General features: G+C 49.5%; 19 protein-coding genes and 1 other annotated feature. All 19 genes read right to left on the reverse strand.

Annotated elements, in window-relative coordinates; translation table 11 throughout:
• Positions 1 to 72: 72 nt before the first annotated feature.
• The 19 genes from B0X71_RS12245 to mraZ all read right to left on the reverse strand — a co-directional run bounded on the left by B0X71_RS12245 (position 73) and on the right by mraZ (position 19,920).
• A complete protein-coding gene (locus B0X71_RS12245) occupies positions 73 to 1,350 on the reverse strand; it encodes a solute carrier family 23 protein (RefSeq protein ID WP_077589682.1) in 1,278 nt (425 codons plus the stop codon).
• A 19-nt stretch (positions 1,351 to 1,369) separates the two neighbouring features.
• On the reverse strand, positions 1,370 to 1,909 hold the full coding sequence (gene pyrR, locus B0X71_RS12250; protein WP_077589683.1) for a bifunctional pyr operon transcriptional regulator/uracil phosphoribosyltransferase PyrR: 540 nt from the start codon (positions 1,907 to 1,909) through the stop codon (positions 1,370 to 1,372).
• A 188-nt stretch (positions 1,910 to 2,097) separates the two neighbouring features.
• The gene (locus B0X71_RS12255; RefSeq protein ID WP_077589684.1) at positions 2,098 to 3,009 is read right to left on the reverse strand and encodes an RluA family pseudouridine synthase; all 912 of its coding nucleotides are present in this window, start codon (positions 3,007 to 3,009) and stop codon (positions 2,098 to 2,100) included.
• Positions 3,009 to 3,485: a signal peptidase II gene (lspA, locus tag B0X71_RS12260; protein ID WP_077589685.1), complete on the reverse strand. Its 477-nt coding sequence runs from the start codon at positions 3,483 to 3,485 to the stop codon at positions 3,009 to 3,011. The genes B0X71_RS12255 and lspA overlap by 1 nt, the downstream gene beginning before the upstream one ends.
• Positions 3,486 to 3,635: 150 nt before the next feature.
• A complete protein-coding gene (gene ileS, locus B0X71_RS12265) occupies positions 3,636 to 6,395 on the reverse strand; it encodes an isoleucine--tRNA ligase (RefSeq protein WP_077589686.1) in 2,760 nt (919 codons plus the stop codon).
• Between the two features lie 44 nt (positions 6,396 to 6,439).
• Positions 6,440 to 6,669, reverse strand: a binding site (T-box leader).
• A 40-nt stretch (positions 6,670 to 6,709) separates the two neighbouring features.
• Complete coding sequence (locus B0X71_RS12270) at positions 6,710 to 7,258, reverse strand: DivIVA domain-containing protein (protein ID WP_077589687.1); 549 nt, start codon at positions 7,256 to 7,258, stop codon at positions 6,710 to 6,712.
• Between the two features lie 168 nt (positions 7,259 to 7,426).
• The gene (locus B0X71_RS12275; RefSeq protein ID WP_077589688.1) at positions 7,427 to 8,212 is read right to left on the reverse strand and encodes a YlmH family RNA-binding protein; all 786 of its coding nucleotides are present in this window, start codon (positions 8,210 to 8,212) and stop codon (positions 7,427 to 7,429) included.
• A gap of 46 nt (positions 8,213 to 8,258) precedes the next feature.
• Positions 8,259 to 8,528 carry a YggT family protein gene (locus B0X71_RS12280; RefSeq protein ID WP_408634148.1) on the reverse strand — a complete coding sequence of 90 codons (270 nt, stop codon included), beginning with the start codon at positions 8,526 to 8,528 and terminating at the stop codon, positions 8,259 to 8,261.
• A 14-nt stretch (positions 8,529 to 8,542) separates the two neighbouring features.
• Positions 8,543 to 9,028 (reverse strand): cell division protein SepF, encoded by a 486-nt coding sequence (locus B0X71_RS12285; RefSeq protein WP_077589690.1) that lies wholly within the window; start codon positions 9,026 to 9,028, stop codon positions 8,543 to 8,545.
• Positions 9,025 to 9,696, reverse strand: a complete 672-nt coding sequence (locus B0X71_RS12290) for a YggS family pyridoxal phosphate-dependent enzyme (RefSeq protein WP_077589691.1) — start codon at positions 9,694 to 9,696, stop codon at positions 9,025 to 9,027. Before B0X71_RS12290 ends, B0X71_RS12285 begins: the two co-directional genes overlap by 4 nt.
• 188 nt (positions 9,697 to 9,884) lie before the next feature.
• Positions 9,885 to 11,045, reverse strand: coding sequence for a cell division protein FtsZ (ftsZ, locus tag B0X71_RS12295; protein WP_077589692.1), 1,161 nt, complete (start codon positions 11,043 to 11,045; stop codon positions 9,885 to 9,887).
• A gap of 59 nt (positions 11,046 to 11,104) precedes the next feature.
• Positions 11,105 to 12,391 carry a cell division protein FtsA gene (gene ftsA / locus B0X71_RS12300; RefSeq protein ID WP_077590991.1) on the reverse strand — a complete coding sequence of 429 codons (1,287 nt, stop codon included), beginning with the start codon at positions 12,389 to 12,391 and terminating at the stop codon, positions 11,105 to 11,107.
• 247 nt (positions 12,392 to 12,638) lie between these two features.
• On the reverse strand, positions 12,639 to 13,430 hold the full coding sequence (locus B0X71_RS12305; RefSeq protein WP_077589693.1) for a cell division protein FtsQ/DivIB: 792 nt from the start codon (positions 13,428 to 13,430) through the stop codon (positions 12,639 to 12,641).
• A gap of 12 nt (positions 13,431 to 13,442) precedes the next feature.
• On the reverse strand, positions 13,443 to 14,813 hold the full coding sequence (murD, locus tag B0X71_RS12310; RefSeq protein ID WP_077589694.1) for a UDP-N-acetylmuramoyl-L-alanine--D-glutamate ligase: 1,371 nt from the start codon (positions 14,811 to 14,813) through the stop codon (positions 13,443 to 13,445).
• On the reverse strand, positions 14,814 to 15,779 hold the full coding sequence (mraY, locus tag B0X71_RS12315) for a phospho-N-acetylmuramoyl-pentapeptide-transferase (RefSeq protein ID WP_077589695.1): 966 nt from the start codon (positions 15,777 to 15,779) through the stop codon (positions 14,814 to 14,816).
• 89 nt (positions 15,780 to 15,868) lie between these two features.
• On the reverse strand, positions 15,869 to 18,106 hold the full coding sequence (locus B0X71_RS12320) for a penicillin-binding protein (RefSeq protein ID WP_077589696.1): 2,238 nt from the start codon (positions 18,104 to 18,106) through the stop codon (positions 15,869 to 15,871).
• Positions 18,103 to 18,462: a cell division protein FtsL gene (gene ftsL / locus B0X71_RS12325; protein WP_077589697.1), complete on the reverse strand. Its 360-nt coding sequence runs from the start codon at positions 18,460 to 18,462 to the stop codon at positions 18,103 to 18,105. The genes B0X71_RS12320 and ftsL overlap by 4 nt, the downstream gene beginning before the upstream one ends.
• A 66-nt stretch (positions 18,463 to 18,528) precedes the next feature.
• The gene (gene rsmH, locus B0X71_RS12330) at positions 18,529 to 19,467 is read right to left on the reverse strand and encodes a 16S rRNA (cytosine(1402)-N(4))-methyltransferase RsmH (RefSeq protein WP_077589698.1); all 939 of its coding nucleotides are present in this window, start codon (positions 19,465 to 19,467) and stop codon (positions 18,529 to 18,531) included.
• Positions 19,468 to 19,488: 21 nt separating this feature from the next.
• Positions 19,489 to 19,920: a division/cell wall cluster transcriptional repressor MraZ gene (mraZ, locus tag B0X71_RS12335; RefSeq protein ID WP_077589699.1), complete on the reverse strand. Its 432-nt coding sequence runs from the start codon at positions 19,918 to 19,920 to the stop codon at positions 19,489 to 19,491.
• Positions 19,921 to 19,976 lie beyond the last annotated feature (56 nt).

A 19,976-nucleotide genomic window follows, 5' to 3' on the forward strand; every position in this document is an offset into this window, starting at 1 on the left:
AAGAAGGGCATGATCGGACTGCCCTCGTCTCCACCTTTCCATGCCTCTCTGGACATTCATTAAAAGGTGATGCTATTTAATTTCATCCGGCAGTTCTTCATAATCCGGCCGGCCCGGCAGGATAAGATTCAGCAAGGCGCCAATCATGGCGGCCAGTGCCATTCCTTCCACCCGGAAGGATTCCGTAAATTCGAGTGCCGCTCCACCGATGCCGATAACCAGCACAACCGAAGAAATGATCAAATTGCGCTGATCTCCGAAGTCGATGTTGCTGTCAACCAGCATCCGGAGACCACTTGAAGCGATGATACCGAACAAGAGAATCGAAATGCCGCCCAGTACAGCTGTCGGGATTGTTTCGATCAGCGCCATAACTTTTCCGAGGAACGCGAACAGGATGGCAAAAACCGCAGCTCCGATAATGACATAAATGCTGTATACCCGGGTGATGGCAAGCACACCGATATTTTCACCGTATGTCGTTTTTGGCGGCCCGCCGACAAGTCCGGAAATTAAAGTTCCGAGACCATCGCCAAGGAGCGAGCGGTGAAGTCCTGGGTCTTTGATGAAATTGCGGCCGACAACCCTCCCGAGTACAAGCTGGTGTCCGATATGCTCGGAGATGGTGACAATAACGATCGGCACCATAATCAGCAGTAAGTTAAAAGTCACTTTGATTTCATAATCGACGCCCGGTATGAGAAAATCCGGAACTGCCAGCCAGTTTGCTTCCTGAACGACAGTGAAGTCCACAATTCCGATGACCGCCGAATAGATGTATCCGACCGCTATTCCAATCAGAATCGGCATCAGACTGATAATATTATTAAAATAAATCGTACAGATAATTGCTGTAATCAGGGTGACAAGCGCTGCTGAGAAGTGCAGCAGGCTGTATTCGCCGTCCACGTTCATCGCCATATCCACCGCAGTTCCGGATAAAGCCAGTCCAATAACGATAATCACAGGACCGACCACAATCGGCGGCAGCAGCTTCATGATCCACCTGTACCCAGTCTTCCAAATGAGGAGCGAGACGATCGCATAGGCGAATGATACGAATACCGCGCCCACCATTGCACTTCCCAATCCCCCGTATTCGGTTGCCAGCTGGATCGGCAGGATGAAGGCAAACGAGGAACCGAGATATGCCGGTACTTTCCCTTGCGTCACCAGAACAAATATGAGCGTGGCAATTCCGCTTGTCAGAAGCGCGATTGCCGGACTGAGTCCGACAAGCTTCGGCACAAGAATCGTTGCGCCAAACATGGCGAACATGTGCTGAAGACTTAAACTGATCCATTGACCGGTACTGGGCCGGTCTTTCACATCCAAAACTGCATCGTTCACACTATCTGCTTCCTTTCTGCTACTCGTGAATCGTCACTTGATCCCGGCCGTCTGTTTCACGCATTTCAACAACAATCCGTTCATTGCTGGAAGTCGGAATGTTTTTACCGACATAATCAGCCCGAATCGGCAGTTCCCGGTGTCCCCGGTCAATCAGAATGGCCAGCTGAATCTGTGCGGGACGCCCGAGATCCATAATGGCATCCATTGCCGCACGCACTGTCCGGCCGGTGTACAGGACATCATCGACAAGGATGACTTTTTTGTCTGTAACATCATGCGTCACGTCCACCTGCTGGACGAGCGGTTCCCGGTTTTCCGTCTTTTCTGACAGGTCATCCCGATACAGTGTGATGTCCAGTTCTCCTGTCATGATTTTTCGTCCTTCAATACCCTCAATTTTTTCAGCCAGCCGCTCTGCAAGAAATGCCCCGCGCGTTTTAATGCCGACAAGCACACAATCGCCGATCCCTTTATTCCGTTCAATAATTTCATGAGCGACCCGGGTAAGCGCCCGGCTGATTGCTTTTTCATCAAGGATGTCCGCTTTTTCAGTCATGCTCTCTCTCCTTTATGCAAAATAAAAACCCTCCTGCCACATGGGCAGGAGGGTATACGCGCAGAAAAAAGCGGTCCGGAAACGTTATGTCTCCAGCTTTCAGCCGTTACCTTCTCAGCCTCACGGGACTGTCTTTAAAGGTCTTGTCTATTCGATTACGTTAAGTGTAGCGAACCATCACAACCGTGTCAACCATTGTTTCGGAGCGATTCCAGCAGTTCCTGGAATGTTGCTGGCGGCTCTGCCGTGAATTCCATATATTCACCGGTCTTCGGATGATCAAAACCGATGACACCGGCATGGAGTGCCTGGCCGCCGATATCGAGCGTTTTCTTCGGTCCGTATTTGGGATCACCAGCCAATGGAAACCCGATATACTTCATATGGACACGGATCTGATGAGTCCGGCCCGTTTCAAGCTGACATTCAACGACTGTGAATTCTCCAAGACGCTCTGTGACGGTAAAATGCGTGACAGCGGATTTGCCGCCATCCACAACCGCCATCCGCTGCCGGTCTTTTGGATCCCGGGCAATCGGCGCATCAATCGTTCCTTTATCATGGGCGATATGGCCGTGAACAACAGCCGCATACTTACGGGTCACTGTCTTTTTTATAAGTTGTTCGACAAGCGATGCATGAGCGGCGTCATTCTTCGCCACCATCAGAAGCCCTGACGTATCTTTATCGATCCGGTGCACGATCCCCGGGCGCATAACGCCGTTTATTCCCGACAAATCCGTCACTTGATGCATCAGGCCGTTCACCAATGTGCCGGACGTATGCCCTGGCGCGGGATGGACGACCATCCCCTTCGGTTTGTTCACGACGAGCACGTCCGCATCTTCATAGACGATTTCCAGGCCGAGGTCTTCCGCTTGGATATCCAGTTCGGTCGGGTCAGGCGGCAATACAGTGATCACATCTCCGTTTTTCACTTTATAGTTCTGCTTGACGCTTCCGCCATTCACTTTAACAGACCCGTCTTTCAGCCAAGCTTGGATCTGAGAGCGGGACCAGTCTGTATCTATTGCAGTGACGGCTTTATCAATGCGGCCGCCTGCTGTTTCTTCCGTTATTTCGATTGTCAATTCTTCCATTACGACACCTTTTTCTTTTCCTGTTTTTCTTCTGTCCAAACGTAAATAATCATCAGTACTACACCGGCAGTCAGCGCCATATCCGCCACGTTAAAAATCGGGAAATCATAATTGAAGAGCGGGATCAGGATATCAACGAAATCCACAACTTCCCCGCGCCACATCCGATCAATGAAATTGCCGACAGCGCCGCCGAGCAAAATCATGAGCGTAATCGCAAACAGCGGCTGTCCTTTGGCATGGCGGTGGAAATAATAAATGATCACACCGATCACGATGAGGGTGATAATGCCGAATAGCCACATCTGTCCTTCCAACATGCCCCAAGCAGCGCCCCGGTTGCGGTGTGACAGCCAGCCAAGATACGGTTCCCAAAGCGGGATCCGCTCTCCCAGCTCCATATTTTTGATGACAAGCCATTTTGTCCACTGATCAATAATTACTATAAAAAACGCAATTCCATAATATTTCCACACAAGCTGTTCCTCCGATAATTCAGCGTCCTGCTTATTGTAGCACACAAAAGCTCAAGCCTGCAGATTCATCTGCAGGCTTGGGCCATCGATCTTTTATGCTGTCAGGCATTCGTTGTACCAATTTTGTAATTCATCAAAAATGCTTTAGCCCTATACCTTCAACGCTTCCACTACGGATGTACAGCGCGGGCACAGATCCGGATGCTCTTCACTTTCGCCCAGTTCTTCGGAAACCATCCAGCAGCGGGCACACTTTTCACCTGGTGCTTTTTCAACTGACACTGTCACTTTATCTAGCTTCAATGCCCCGTCCGGTGCATTGGCCGGCTCGCCGCCGAATTCATAATCCGAGACGATAAAGAGCTGGCCGACGTTTTCATCGAGTGATGCGAGCAACGCTTTTGTTTCTTCATTGCCATAAACCGTCACTTTCGCTTCAAGCGACTTGCCGATCGTTTTGGCAGCGCGGGCTTCTTCGAGTGCTTTCAGCACGTCATCGCGCACTTCCATGAATGCTTCCCATTTCTCTTCGAGATCAGCGAACACCGGAAATGCTTCTATTTCCGGAAAGTCGGTCAGCTGGACACTTGCTTCCGGCTGATCCAGGTAAGACCACATTTCATCTGCCGTATGCGGGATGATCGGAGAAGCCAGTTTCACCAGCGCTTTCAGTGAATCGAACATGACTGTCTGCATCGCCCGGCGGTGCGGATGATCTGCCTGCTCGATGTATACCACATCTTTTGCCACATCGAGATAAAAAGCACTGAGATCTGTTGCACAGAAAGTGTTAAGTGCATGGTAAACTGCCGGGAACTCATAAGTTTCGTACCCCTTTGTTGCTGTTTCCACCATTCCGCGCAGTTTCATGACCATATACTGGTCCATTTCCCGCATATCCTCATAAGCGACCCGGTGCTCCTGCTCATTGAAATCGAATAGGTTACCATGCAGGAACTTCAATGTATTACGGATTTTCCGGTATACTTCCGATACTTGCTTGAAGTTTTCATCGGAAACCCGTACATCTGCTGTAAAGTCCACGGATGCCACCCATAAACGCAGGATGTCTGCTCCGAGCTGGTTGATGACTTTTGCCGGCACGGTGATATTACCAAGCGATTTACTCATTTTGCGACCGTGGCCGTCCAATACGAAGCCGTGGCTCAGAATGCCTTTATACGGAGCGATTCCATTGATCGCGACACTTGTTGTCAAGGACGAGTTGAACCAGCCGCGGTATTGATCGGAACCTTCCAGATACAAGTCAGCCGGGTACTGCAGATCGTCCCGTTCTTCCAGTACACCCTGGTGGGAGGAACCTGAGTCAAACCAGACATCCATGATATCCAGCTCTTTTGTAAATTTGCCGTTCGGACTTGCCGGATGCGTGAACCCTTCCGGTAAAAGATCTTTGGCTTCCCGCTCAAACCAGACGTTTGAACCGTGTTCCCGGAACAGTCCGGCAATATGAGCCACTGTCTCTTCCGTGATGATTTCATCGCCATTTTCAGCGTAAAATACCGGGATTGGCACACCCCATACCCGCTGACGGGAGATATTCCAGTCGCCACGGTCACGCAGCATATTGAATAGACGCGTCTCACCCCATGCAGGCGTAAAGGACGTGTTACGGATCGCTGTCAGGATATCATCACGGAAGGCATCGATCGACACGAACCACTGGGCGGTTGCCCGGTAGATCACCGGCTTTTTTGTCCGCCAGTCATGCGGATATGAGTGAGTGATGAAACCGAGTTTCTCCAGTGCACCCGCCTCATCAAGTGCTTCTGTGATGGTTTTGTTCGCCTTGTCATAGAACTCGCCTTCAAAACCTGGCGCTTCTTGTGTAAATACGCCTTTTTCATCGATCGGGCACAATACATCCAATCCGTAACGTTTCCCGATGATGAAATCATCTTCCCCGTGTCCGGGTGCTGTGTGCACGCAGCCAGTACCGGAATCGGTTGTAACGTGCTCACCGAGCATCACCAGGGATGTGCGGTCATAGAGCGGATGCTGCGTGAGGATATGCTCCAATGCTGTCCCTTTTACGGTTTTTTCAGCTTCGTAATTTTCCCAGCCCATTTCTGAAGCTGATTCTTCCAATAGATCCTGTGCGACGACAAACTTCTTGCCGCTGACATTGACGACTGTGTAATCCAGTTCCGGATGAACGGCGATGCCGAGATTCGCGGGAATCGTCCATGGAGTCGTTGTCCAGATGACAATATTGGTTCCTTCATCAAGGACGCCTTTGCCGTCCGTCACAGCGAAACTGACAAAGATGGATGGAGATTTCTTGTCCTTGTACTCGATTTCAGCTTCCGCAAGGGATGATTCACTCGACGGTGACCAGTACACCGGTTTCAGTCCTTTATAGATATAGCCTTTATTGGCCATTTTACCGAACACTTCGATTTGGCGTGATTCATATTCAGGCTTCAGTGTCACGTATGGATTATCCCAATTGCCTCTGACACCGATCCGCTTGAACTGCGTACGCTGGTTATCGAGCTGCTCATACGCATACTCCTCACACAGTTTACGGAATTCAGCCAGCGACAGTTCTTTCCGGTTAACGCCCTTGTTTGTAAGGGCCTGCTCAATCGGCAGTCCGTGTGTATCCCAGCCAGGCACATATGGCGCATGGAAGCCCATCATCGAACGGGAACGGGTGATGAAGTCTTTCAGCACCTTGTTCAGCGCATGCCCCATATGCAAGTCGCCATTCGCGTATGGCGGACCATCATGCAGCACAAAGAACGGACGGCCCTTTGTCCGCTCCTGTACCAGCTGGTAGATGTCCATCTCTTCCCATTTTTCCTGCGTTTCCGGCTCCCGGTTCGCCAAATTGCCGCGCATCGGGAAATCCGTTTTCGGCATTAATAACGTATCCTTATAATTCATACCTTTTTTCCTCCTCAGACAAATTAAAAAGCCCTTCATCCCTGAAAAGGGACGAAGAGCTCAGTTCGCGGTACCACCCTTGTTGCAGTCTTGATCTGAACACAGACTGCCACTCAATCGCCTTATCGCGGCGTACACGGAACCGGTTACTGCTGGTGCGTTCACCGGTTCTGCTCAGGAGGGATATTCACCAAAACGCCGTCACCAGGCTTGCACTGTCCCTGGCTCGCTTTATCAGAGCTGTTATGGATACTGTCTCCGTCATTGCTTCATCATTCATCTGTCGTTAATTATAAGAGTGCGGATGTTAACCGTCAAGCCTGCTGTTCGCTCGCCGACGTCTCTTCCTGCTGTTCTCCCGGTTCTTCTGCAGAAGCAGCAACTTCCCGGACAGCCGGTGTATATTCCATCAGCTGTTCCCAATCATCGGACTCGATCATTTCAAGCTGTGCGTTCACCAGCATCTTAAATCTGCTGCGGAATATCATCGACTGTTTTTTCAGTTCATCGATTTCCGTTCCAAGTTTCCGGGACTTCGCCAAAGCCTCACCGAGAATCCGGTCTGCATTTTTTTCGGCTTCCCGCACAATCAGTTCTGCCTCTTTCTGAGAATTCCGCCGCACTTCTTCTGCCGCTTCCTGTGCCACCATCAAAGATTTCTGGAGAGTGCCTTCAATGGTCGTAAAATGGCCGACGCGTTCATCGGTTTGTTTCAGCCGCTCTTCCAGCTCCCGTTTTTCCTGAATCAATGCTTCATAGTCTTTCATGACCTGCTGCAAAAATTCGTTTACTTCTTCTTCCACATACCCACGAAAACCACGGGTGAATTGCTTGTTATGTATATCAAGCGGCGTCAACGGCATAATAAGTCCCTCTCCTTCTTATCTTCATTAGTTCTTATTATACAGTTCAGCCGCCAAATTATCAGCTTATTCTCCAAATTTTTCACGGTACAGGAAAAAAGTAGCGGATGATCATTAAAGGAAAAGCAAGAAACTATCCAGTAATTTATCTATATCTAATCTGCCTCTTTATTTTTTCTGCTCAAGCCGTCCGATCACCAGCCGGAGCTTGTCTTTTTTCGTCCGCCCTTCAATCATGATGACCCGCACCCGGCCGAGTCCTCTGACCGACAACAGATCGCTTTCATGTAGTTCGAAGGAAGGCTGCTCCGTGACTGTCCAATTGACTTTTACCCGGCCGCCGTTTATCAGGGCAGAGGCTTTCTGTCTGGATATGTTGAATATGGATGCAAGGACGGTATCCAGTCGCATTGAACTCACAGTGAGCGTTTCTTCCAGCCACTCTTCCGTCTGCACCAGAAGCTGTTCCTCACCCTCCACCGCTTCCAGGCTGACTTTCACTTTCCCTGCGGTTACGAAATTGGTACGGACATACTGGCTGATTTCATCTGCGATTGCTACTTGGATCACATCGCCATCAACCCGGATGTCTCCAAACTTTCCACGGCCAAGCCCAAGTCCCATCAATGAACCCAGAACATCAGGATGAGCAAGCGTCACAAATTTAGACGGGTAATTAACCGTAAAAACCGTAATATTAAAATCTTCTTTTACCGGCTCCAAGTATTCCGGATACAGCAGCATCCGCTGCCGTTCAGCATCCGGAAAAAGTCCTTCCGACGCTGTCATAATACCGCTTGCCCCGACCACGGACCGGACAATAAACCGCTCCCGGGGATCGAGGAAATCCGTCAGTTTCGGCGTGTAGCGATCTTCCACTTCCCGTAACCAGCCCGCCGCCTGTTCAATGAACGGCTGCTCATCTTTCCTGAAATGCTGCAGTAACGAATCCATTTTTTCGTTCTCCCCCCTAATAAAAAACAACCCCACTTCAGTGGGGTTAAGCTATATAGGAATACAAGACCCAAAGCCCATCTGCTGCCAGGCGAAGGGCAAAAATCGCAACGATCGGTGAAATATCGATCATGCCGAACGGCGGGATGATTTTTCTGAAAATCTCCAAGTAGGGTTCAGAGACCCGGGCAAACAGCTGGCCGATTTTCGATTCCCGGGCATTTGGAAGCCACGACATGAAAATATAAATAATCAGGACGAACGTATAGTAATTGATGATTGTCGTCAATAAGTCTACAGCATAATACGTCAGTATGGTCTACACCTCATTTAATGTTGATCTTCATAATACAAATCGGAGATGACTCCGTCCACTTCAACCGTGTCCGGCACGCAAATGAAAATATCACGACCGATGCGCTGGATGTCTCCACCAAGAGCATACACCGTTCCGCTCAGGAAGTCGACAATCCGGATTCCCTGATCCCGCTCAATCCGCTGAAGATTCACAACGACCGACCGTTTATTCTTCAAGTGCTCGGCAATGTCCTGAGCCTCCGCATAAGCACGCGGTTCGACCAGTGTCACTTTCGCTGATTTCGTCACCGTCTGCAGGCTGATCAGGTTCGGACTGTCTGTCGCTCTTGCCCGGCGTTCAGCTGCACTTTTTTTCATCTGTTCCCGCACTTGCTGCTGCTCGCGGACAGGTTGGGATTCCCGCTGTGGCTTCTGCTTTACAGGCTTGGGCGGCGCCGGCTGCTCATCTGCTTCTTCTTCAAGGTAAAAGAAATTCTTAAACTTGTCCTTTATGTTCATTTTTCCGCCTCACTTTCCGATCCGACAAGTGCGGTTCCGATCCGGATGAATGTCGCGCCTTCTTCAGCGGCAATGCGGTAATCATTCGACATGCCCATCGAGCATTCCGTGCAGGGGGCATGATCGAGAGCTTCCGCTGCTATTTCGGCTTGAAGTTTCTTTAATCCGGCAAACGTTGCCCGGATGTTTTCGGTGTCATTCGTATGGGGAGCCATCGTCATCAGGCCGACAACCCGGATTTTATCATAAGGAGCCAGTGACAGGATAAATTCCAGTGTATTCTCAGGAGTCAATCCGTGTTTCGATTCTTCTCCTGATATATTGACTTGAACGAAGCAATTCACCGGAGTTTCTGCACGTTTTTGAATTTCTTTAGCCAGGCTCTTCCGGTCCAGCGAGTGAAGATAATCGATCAGATGGATGACATCCTTCACTTTCCGGGACTGAAGGCTTCCGATGAAATGCCACGTTACTTCCGCATTGATCTGTTTCCTTTTCTCGATCAGCCCTTCCGCCCTGTTCTCACCGATATGCACGATGCCTGCATCAATCGCTTCTTGCGTCCGGACTGTGCTGACATTCTTCGTAACAGCAACTACATTGATCCCGCTTCGGATATTGCTCAGCTCTTCAGTTAAACGATCAAAAATTGGTTTCACCGGTTCCATACATTCACAACTCTCTTCATATGTTCTATTCATTTTAGCAGTTAAGCCGCGGTTTTTCAATTGTACCCTGCCAATCTTAAGCTGTTCTCCCTGAACCAGCTGAGAGGCAACATAATCCTACCGAAATGATTATCTTATTTGCCAGGACAAAAAAACAAAAGCAGCTGCCGATGAGGCAGCTGCCTGGATTAACGGCGTCTTCTGTTGCGCAGGAACGTCGGGATATCAAGTGTATCTTCTTGCTGGCGATCCTGGCGGGCCGGTTCCTGATACGGTTCTTCTTCCCGCCGTGTCTCACGCTGCGGCGGCTGTTGGTAGGCCGGCTGCTGATAGGCCGGCTGCTGCTGACGGGCAGCACCCATATTCCCGCGTACCGGCCGCGCACCGCGCAGCTGTTCTTCGTTGAATCCAGTTGCAATAACCGTTACGACGATTTCGTCTTTCAGGTTATCATTGATGACAGAACCGAAAATCATATTTACTTCTTCGTCGGAAGCCGAGGCAACGATGTCTGCTGCTTCCTGCACTTCATACAGGCTAAGGTTCGAGCCGCCTGTGATGTTCATGATAACGCCTTTTGCCCCATCGATCGACGTTTCAAGCAACGGGCTCGAGATGGCTTTTTTTGCTGCTTCCGCCGCACGGTTTTCACCGGATGAAATCCCGATCCCCATCAGCGCAGAGCCTTTGTTGAACATGATTGTTTTCACATCGGCGAAGTCAAGGTTAATGAGCCCCGGTGTTGCAATGAGGTCAGAAATGCCTTGAACACCTTGACGCAGCACGTTATCTGCTTCCCGGAATGCTTCAAGCATCGGCGTGTTCTTGTCCACGATCTCAAGAAGACGGTCGTTCGGAATTACGATGAGTGTATCCACCGATTCTTTCATCGTGCTGATACCGCCCATCGCCTGTGTGGAACGTTTGCGTCCTTCAAATGTAAACGGACGTGTCACCACCCCGACTGTCAGTGCGCCTAATTCTTTTGCGATGGCTGCAATGACAGGCGCAGCGCCTGTTCCTGTTCCCCCGCCCATACCGGCAGTAACAAAGACCATATCGGCACCGCGGAGAGCTTCTTCAATCTGTTCCTTACTTTCCTCTGCCGCTTTCTTGCCGACTTCCGGATTAGCTCCGGCGCCGAGTCCGCGAGTGAGTTTGCCGCCGATCTGCAATTTCGCTTCTGCTTTGGACAATTTGAGTGCTTGCGCGTCTGTGTTGACAGCGATAAAATCAACACCCTGCACGCCGTGTTCAATCATGCGGTTTACAGCATTGTTTCCGCCGCCGCCCACTCCGATTACTTTGATGACGGCTAACTGATCAACTGATGTATCAAATTCCAACATTACCGTTTCCTCCTAATTAATTGCGTTGCCTTGATGTAAGCGCGATGCAATAATCTGATTTACTCAAAAAATTTATCAATGAATCGTTTGGCTCTTGCAGTGACTCCTTCGCCGCTTTTCTCTTTAACGCGTGGCTGCTTCTGCTTTTTCGGCTGCTGAACGTCTTCTTTGCTGACTGAATTGCCGAGTGCTGAACCGCCCCCGAGCCGTCCATAGAACATATCATCCATATAGGCATACTGGATCAGACCGACCGCAGTCGTGTACTGCGGCTCCCGGACTCCGATAAAGGCCGGTGAGAACAGCCGGACCCGCGACTGGAGAATATGATGGGCCAAATCCTGAATACCTTCGAGTTTCGCCATTCCGCCGGTCAGCACAACACCGCCCGGCAAATCCCGGATTCCGAGATCATGGAGCTCGTCAAGAATCATATCAAACATTTCCTCCAGCCGTACACCAATAATTTCTGATATGTATTTTTGGCTGTAGCGTTCTCCTGAGGCTGCACCCGCTGCAGGCACTTCAAAGAACTCACTTTCTGACGCATCGTCATAGAAAGCGTGCCCATGCTGAAGTTTAATCTGTTCGGCCTGCTCTGTCGGCGTTTTCAGCACAATGGACAGATCCTTTGTTACATGATCTCCACCGATCGGAAGAACAGCAGAAGCGACAAGATGGCCTTCCTGGAAGACAGCCATCGATGTGGAACCGCCGCCGATATCGATGCAGACAGCTCCCTGGTACTTCTCGTCTTCTGTAAGTGCGATATGTCCGGCGACAAGCGGCTGGACGTAAATATCACGAATCGTCAGACCGGCACGTTCCACACAGCGAAGCACGTTATGGAGAATCGTTTTGGATGTGGTGATCATGATTCCATCCATTTCGAGGCGGATTCCCATCATTCCCCGCGGATCTTCGATGTCATCCACATGGTCGACAATGTACTGGACCGGTACGACATTAACGAATTCACGGTCAGTCGGAATCGATACCACTTGCGCAGCTTCATGAACCCGCTCCAAGTCCATATCCGTAATTTCCCGATTTTCCGAATTGACTGCGACTACTCCTTTAACCGGCTGCAGTTTTACCTGATTGGCCGGTATTCCAAGCACCACTTCGTTAATCGATTTACCTATCATCCGTTCAGCCTGTTCCACCGCCTGGCGGATGGACTGTACGGTAGCATCAATATCTACAATGGCACCTCTGCGGATGCCGTTTGATTTTATATTCCCTACACCAATAACGTGCAGTGACTGATTCGCCATTTCACCGATTAATACTTTAACCGTTGACGATCCTATGTCAAGGCTTACGTATAGTTCTGACTGGCTCAACACACGGCACCTCCTTCAATAAACTCCGTTACTTTCTATTCTATTGCAAATGTCAGACCTTGTCTAAATAAAAAAAGGAATCTTTTAAAATTTCCTGAGCTATAAATGTCATTTTCTTGCCGGAGGCCGCTACAGCCGCTACAGCCGGCTTTAGATTAATTCCAGATTGCCGAGCATCCGGCACAAATTGAAGAAAAATTAAAAATCGAACGACAAAAGGCCTAATTCCGTTTCTGTCTTTAATAGGTTACCGATTGTCTGCCGACTCTGCTGTCGCTTCCATTTCTGCAGCAGACTGACCGGGGAGTTCATAAGGCTGAAAGAAAATTCCTACCTCTGTATCGATTACTCCTTTTTGCCCGGCTGGCAGCTGGGCAGCAATATCCGGGTAATGATTCAGCTTTTCAGCAAGTGAACTCATCAATGCATGGACTTCATTGCCATCATTCATATACAATACCACAGCAGCAGGACGTTCTTCGGGCTGAGGACGAAATACTTCAGACACAAGCTGATAGACGTCCGAATCGAGTTCGGCAAGTTGGGCAGCAATTCTCTCTTTCGTGTCACTTTCCTCGAACCCTGACAGAAGCGGACCGGTAATTGGCAACCCTTGCACTTCGGTCGCATAACCGTTTGCAAGCATCACCCGATACCCATCCTTTTCTTCAAGGAACCCTACCTGATTGTATTCCTCCACTGTCACTTCCACAGCAGTCAGCCAATTCCGATCCACTTCAGCTTTTCTTACCCATTCCAGCTGTTCGATCTCATTTTTAATGTCAGACGGACTGAACGACCACATGGACTCACCAATTGTCAGTCCGGTGGCTTTCAGGTACACTTCTTTCCCGAACAGCTCATTCCCCGCAACTTCTATTTGCCGGATTTTACTGTACGGGGATTGATTGTAAACGAGAAGTACCAGCAGGATCAGTAAAATGATCAGTAAAACGAGGAACTTTCGGTTCGTCCTCTTTTTTCGGCGATCCCGCAGTTTCGGTATGCGTTCTTCAATATCAATTACTTTATCAGCCATACCGGCAGCTCCTTATCGTTTAGTATACAACGCAGTGGCGCGGTGCACGGCATTAATGAAGGCGTTTCCGCGAATCTCGAAATTCTTGTACTGATCCCAGCTGGCACATGCAGGGGACAGGAGAACCGTATCCCCCTCCTCTGCCAGGCCGACTGCCGCATCCACTGCTGCATCGACATCCAAAACAGAGAGAACATCCGAAACGCCGCATTCTCTGGCAAAGTTTCCAAACCGTTCAGCAGTTTCTCCGAAAGCCACCAGTGCCTTTACTCGCGTCATGTAGGGACGAAGTTCTTCAAATGAATGCCCTCTGTCAAGTCCGCCAGCCAGCAAAATGATCCCTGAGGGAAAAGCCTCAAGGGCATTTTTGGTTGCGAGGGCATTGGTCGCCTTGGAATCATTGTAGAATTTCCGTCCATTCCACTCCAGGATAAATTGTGTCCGGTGCTCCACTCCTGCAAATGTCTTTAGAACCTGTATTACAGATTCCTTGGAACATCCCCACAACAATGCTGCAGCAGCTGCAGCGGCTGCGTTTTCCAGGTTATGTCTTCCGGCCAGCATGATCTCTTCCAGCGCCAGGAGCGGAATTCCCTGCCAATACAAAAAACGGTCATCGGCACTGGCACCAGTGTCAGAACGGCCGTTCAGCGTGAAAGGAACCTTCGTGCTGGCCATTCTTTCTGCAAATGCAGCGACTTCCGCCTGATCTGCGTTATAGACGAGCAGATCATTCTGCGTCTGATTTTCAGCAATTTTAAACTTGGACGTGCTGTAATCTTCATAAGAGCCATGATAGTCCAGATGCGCTTCATACAGGTTCATCAAAATTGCAATCCGGGGACGGAATGCTTCTGTCCCTTTCAATTGAAAAGAAGAAAGCTCGGTTACGATGACATTTTCCTTTTCCGCTTGTTCTGCGACGCCAGCCGCGACCGTGCCGATATTGCCTGCAATCAGCGGACGCTTGCTGTCCAATTCCAGCATCTGGTAGAGCAATGTAGTCGTTGTTGTCTTGCCGTTTGAACCTGTGATGCCGATAAATGGCGCCTTGCTGATCCGGTAAGCCAATTCCACTTCCGTCCAGACCGGCAGTCCCCGCTTCATTGCCTCTTGGACAAGCGGATTATCATACGGGATGCCGGGATTTTTCAGCACCAGCTCAAACCCTTCATCAAGCAACCCTTCCGGATGGCGACCGCAGATTACCGTCACGCCCATGCTGAGCAATTCTGCTGCATCCGGATTTTCTTCAAAGGGTTTCGCGTCATTGACAGTTACAAACGCCCCGAGCCGGTGAAGCACGGCGGCAGCTGTAAATCCGCTCTTCGCCAAACCAAGGATAAGTACTTTTTTCTGATAGAAAGCTGATTGTGTTTCCACTTAAATAACCTCCAGCCATAATGCGAGAACCGCTGCGAGCAGGCCGGCACTCCAGAAAATAGAGACCACTTTCCATTCAGACCAGCCAATCAGTTCAAAATGGTGATGTATCGGACTCATTTTAAAAATCCGTTTCTTCCGCAATTTAAAACTTGCCACTTGCAGGATTACAGAAAGCGTTTCAATCACAAAAACAATACCGATCAGCAAAAGCAGCAGTTCCAGTTCCAGCAAAATCGAAATCATGGCAAGTGCTCCTCCAAGGGCAAGTGAGCCTGTATCTCCCATGAACAGCTTTGCAGGGAATTTATTATGGACCAGAAAACCCAGCATCCCGCCGACAGCTGCAAATGCAAAAATAGCGATGCCTTCTTCCTGCCGAAGCAGCGCAAAAAAACCGAAGGCTGCAAAAGCTGCCGATGATGTCCCTGCCACAAGACCATCCAATCCGTCTGTGAGGTTGACGGCATTCGAAAAACCAACCATCCAAAAGACGATAAATAACGCATAAGCCCATGACAGCTCAACTTCAAATGCTGTAAACGGGATACTGACCGCCGTATCAAACACATCGCGGAGGACGAAGAACGTAACCAGGGCTACTGCAATCTGCGCCAGCAGTTTCTGTAGCGAAGTTAAGCCGAGATTGCGTTTTTTCGCAACTTTTATATAGTCATCGAGAAATCCGATCAATCCGAATCCGGTTAACGCAATTACCAAGGCGATCACTTTTTCCGTCAGCTCTCCATAAAAATAGGATAGCGCAACCGCTGTTATGATGATCACCGGCAGGAAAACGACTCCGCCCATCGTCGGTGTTCCAGTCTTCTTCTGATGCGATTCCGGGCCTGCTTCGCGAATGCTTTGGCCAAATTTCAAGCGACGCAGCAGCGGAATCAATGCAGGCACCAACAGTACCGCGCCTGTAAAACTTATTATTGCTGCAAGTAAACTCATACCTTCCATAAATCCATCCGATCTCCTTTAACAACAATTGCGGGCGCCGAAAGCCTGTGACGATTCCCAGTGCCCAGCCCCCGCAATTCGCTTTTAATTCACTCAGCAGCAGATTCAGCCGCTGTATCTTCTCCAGCAGGTATCGATGGTTCCGTCCCGTCCCCCTCGGCAGCCTGCTGTTTATATACCGCTTCCGGCTGTGTCAGTTTAATCTTGATTTTGGTATTCCCCATAACAGGCGTGCCGGCTGGAACACTTTGTTCAGCGGCAAAGCCATCTCCTTCCAATGTCATTGCCAAACCGCTTAATTGCTGGTATTGAAGCAGTTGCCGCTTCGACCAGCCGGTAAAGTCCGGAATGGCAATTTCGCCAGTGGTTTTCAGGAACACGAGTTCTCCTGCAAAAATCGATGTGCCGGATGCCGGCAGCTGCTCAGTTACAGTTCCCGGCTGGCCGATCATCACCGGCTCGACTCGCTGTTTTTGAAGTGCATCAGCAATATCTGCCGCCGGTTTCCCGCTGTAATCATCCAGTGTGACCGGTGTCGCTTCATTAATCTGTTCAGGTTCTACATTCAAATACTTCAGGCTGTTATCTGTCACAGATTTAAAGATTTCAGAAACCGGCTGTGACCCGTATTCCGTCACTTCCAGATCCGGCTGCTGAACGGCAACATAAACAAGCAGCTGCGGATTATCAGCGGGCGCGAATCCAAGGAAGGAAAACAGATAATTTTCGTGCCCGTACTGGTAGCCGCCTTCCGGATCCGGCACTTGCGCAGTCCCTGTTTTCCCCGCTACCCGATAATCCTCAAGGGCAAACCGCTGCGCCGTCCCTTTTTCAGAAGTGACGGTCGATTCCAGAATCCCCATCACTTTTTCGGCAGTCAATGCTGTCACGGGTTGATTTCCGCGTTCCGGTCCATGTTCCAGGCTCACTTCTCCAGTGTCAGGATTTGCAATCCGATCAATTACATAAGGTTTCATCATAACACCGCCATTGGCAAATGCAGAAGCTCCTTGTATAAGCTGGACCGGTGTCACAGTTGATCCTTGACCGAACGTAAGCGCGAGGCGGTCCATCGGATAATCATTCAGGATTACACCGTCCGCTTCCTTGGGCAAATCGATTCCGGTTTTTTCCCCGAATCCGAAAGCATCGATATATTCCATGAAGGTTTCAGGGCCGATTTTCTCCAATAAATAAGCCATTGATACGTTGGATGATCGCTGAAAACCTTCCAGGAATGTAATCTGCCCCCATCCAACCCGGTTATGATCCCGAATGGTATTGCTCAAAAGCGAATAAGATCCTGATTGATAATAGGCATTCGGATCCCATTTGTCTTCTTCGATTGCTGCCGCAAGCGTGAACATCTTCATCGGGGAACCTGGCTCGATCGTCAGCTGGATGATTTCATTCATCCAGTTTTCGGATAATCCTTCGAGCGTATTTGGATTAAAGCTGGGCCGCTGGGACATCGCCAGCACTTCCCCGGTTTTTGGATCTGCAACCACTGCCATCATCCGTTTTGGAGAATACTCTTCTTCTACACGGGTCATGGCGTCTTCAAGGAAGTTCTGGATGGTTTTGTCGATTGTCAGCCGAATATCCGATCCATCAATAGGCGGAGTAACTTCTGCATCATTCCCAGGAAGCAAATATCCCCATGTATCGGTTTTAAATTCCATCTTGCCGTCCTGCCCGGTCAGCACTTCGTCATAGATTGCTTCAAGTCCCATTTTACCGCGTACAACGGCTTCTCCATTTTCCGTCTCTTCCTTTTGAGCAAAGCCGATCAGGTGAGAGGCGAATACGCCGTTCGGGTAAAGCCGCTTCAAGTCTCTGACGAAAATAATGCCCGGCAGGTTCTCTTCATCGATTGCGAGCATTTCAGTATGACTCAAGTCTCTGCCTGCCGCCCCGAATTCAACCTGGTACCGTTCGGACTCGATTCCTTCTTCAATCCGCTTCAGAATCTTGTCCTCGGACGAACCGAGATGATCAGCCAGGACTGCAGCTGTCTCTTCAGGATTTATCACATGCTGTGGGTTTTCCGGGTTTTGGGTTGCCGCTTCGCTGACAACCGCAATAGCCCGGTAGGCAAGTGTATCTTCTGCCAGCACTTCGCCATTGCGATCCAGGATCCGGCCACGTTCTGCAGCAAGCCGCTCTTCATGATCATACTTTTCTGCTGCCCGAACTGCCAATTCCTGACCTTCTGCTTCCCCGGTTGCCTGAATGGTCACAATTCGTGTAAGCAAAATGAAAAAGAGCCCTGCAAAAAACAAAAATAGCAGAAAGGCTCCCCATTGAAATCGAAAAACTTTATTCATTGAACCGGCACTACCTTAACATTTTGCTCATTCAGTTTCAGTCCCTGGCTCTTCGCCTCTGACCAAATGTGCTCGTATGTAGAAAGTTCGCTTATTTGAACGGATAAGTCCGAATTCTGTTTCTGTACTTCTTCAACTGATTGTTCGATCATCTGAATTTCCTGCGCAGCCGCCCGGATGGAAGACTCGTTCTGAATGATCAGGATCGAACTGAAGATGAACATCGCCAGAAAAGAAACGTAAAGGATTTTTTCGCCTTTTGTGATCAGTTTCTTTCTTCTGGCTGGCAGCCTTACCGGCGTTTCCTGCGGAAGCGGCTGCCGGATATGCGACTGCTGTTTTGCGTGCAAAGCCATTTGAACACATCCCTCTCTCTATTTATCCCAATTTCCTCTATTTCTATGTCTGACTGATTTGTCTGTTTATGACTGGTTTTTTTCTGCTATACGCAATTTCGCCGAACGTGAGCGGTTATTGACCGCCAGCTCTTCATCGCTTGGCAAGATTGGTTTTCTTGTGATTAATTTCAGTTTCGGTTCCATTCCATGCGGAATCATAGGCATATTCGGCGGCAGCTCCGGAAGAGCAGCCGCTTCTTTGAATATCGTCTTTGTCAATCGGTCTTCAAGTGAATGAAAGGTAATAACGGAAATTCTTCCTTGCTCATTCAGAAGATCGATCGCATCCAGGATTGATGTCTCAGCAGCTCCGAGTTCATCATTGACAGCAATGCGGATTGCCTGAAAGATCCGTTTGGCGGGGTGCCCCCCTTTTCGTCTTGCCGGTGCGGGAATTCCTTCCTTAATCAGATCAACAAGCTCGCCTGTTGTCCGGATTGGAGACTTTTCCCGTGCCGCTTCGATTTTCCGTGCAATTTGCTTAGAGAATTTCTCTTCTCCATAACGGTAGAAAATCCGGACGAGTTCAGCATATGGCCATTCGTTAACGACATGGTAAGCACTTAATGAAGCTGTCTGATCCATCCGCATATCAAGCGGTGCATCATTGTGATAGCTGAATCCCCGCTCAGGGGTATCCAGTTGCGGTGACGAGACGCCCAAATCATACATGACGCCATCAACTCCTGTAACACCATGGGCTGACAGTTCTTCTTTCAGAAACTTAAAATTGGAATGAATAAATGTGACTCTATCAGAATAAGCAGCAAGCTTTTCCTTTGCGAAACTGAGCGCATCCAGGTCCTGGTCAAAGCAATACAGATGACCATTTCCCCCTAGCTGCTGTGCCAAATATTCACTGTGCCCAGCTCCGCCCAGCGTACAGTCTACATAAATTCCGTCAGGACGGACGTTCAGTCCATCGACGGTTTCCTTGAGCAAAACCGTTGTATGGTTGAACATACCCGTTCCCTCCGTTCCGGCTTAGATGTCAAAATCAATCAATTCTTCTGCAATGTCATTGAATGAATCCTCGGATTCAGTAAAATACTTTTCCCAGGCACCCTGTGACCATATTTCAAAGCGGTTCGATACGCCGAGGACGATGCAGTCTTTTTCAAGATTCGCATAGCTGCGGAGCATGGGCGGTACATTCACACGTCCCTGCTTATCAAGCTCCACTTCCGTGGCGCCAGAGAAGAAAAAACGGGTAAAAGCCCGTGCGTCGCGCTTTGTGACAGGAAGGGCTTTCAATTTCTCTTCCATCTTCCGCCACTCTTCCATCGGATAACCGAATAAGCAATTGTCAAGGCCCCGGGTCAGCACAAATGCTTCCCCGAGCTGTTCACGGAATTTCGAAGGCACGATGATTCTGCCCTTCGCATCAACTGTGTGCTGATATTCGCCCATGAACATTCCCTTCACCCCGCTTATTGTGTTAAATGTACCACAATCCCCCACTCTCTACCACT

This window comes from Planococcus lenghuensis (assembly GCF_001999905.1).
Lineage (GTDB): Bacteria > Bacillota > Bacilli > Bacillales_A > Planococcaceae > Indiicoccus > Indiicoccus lenghuensis.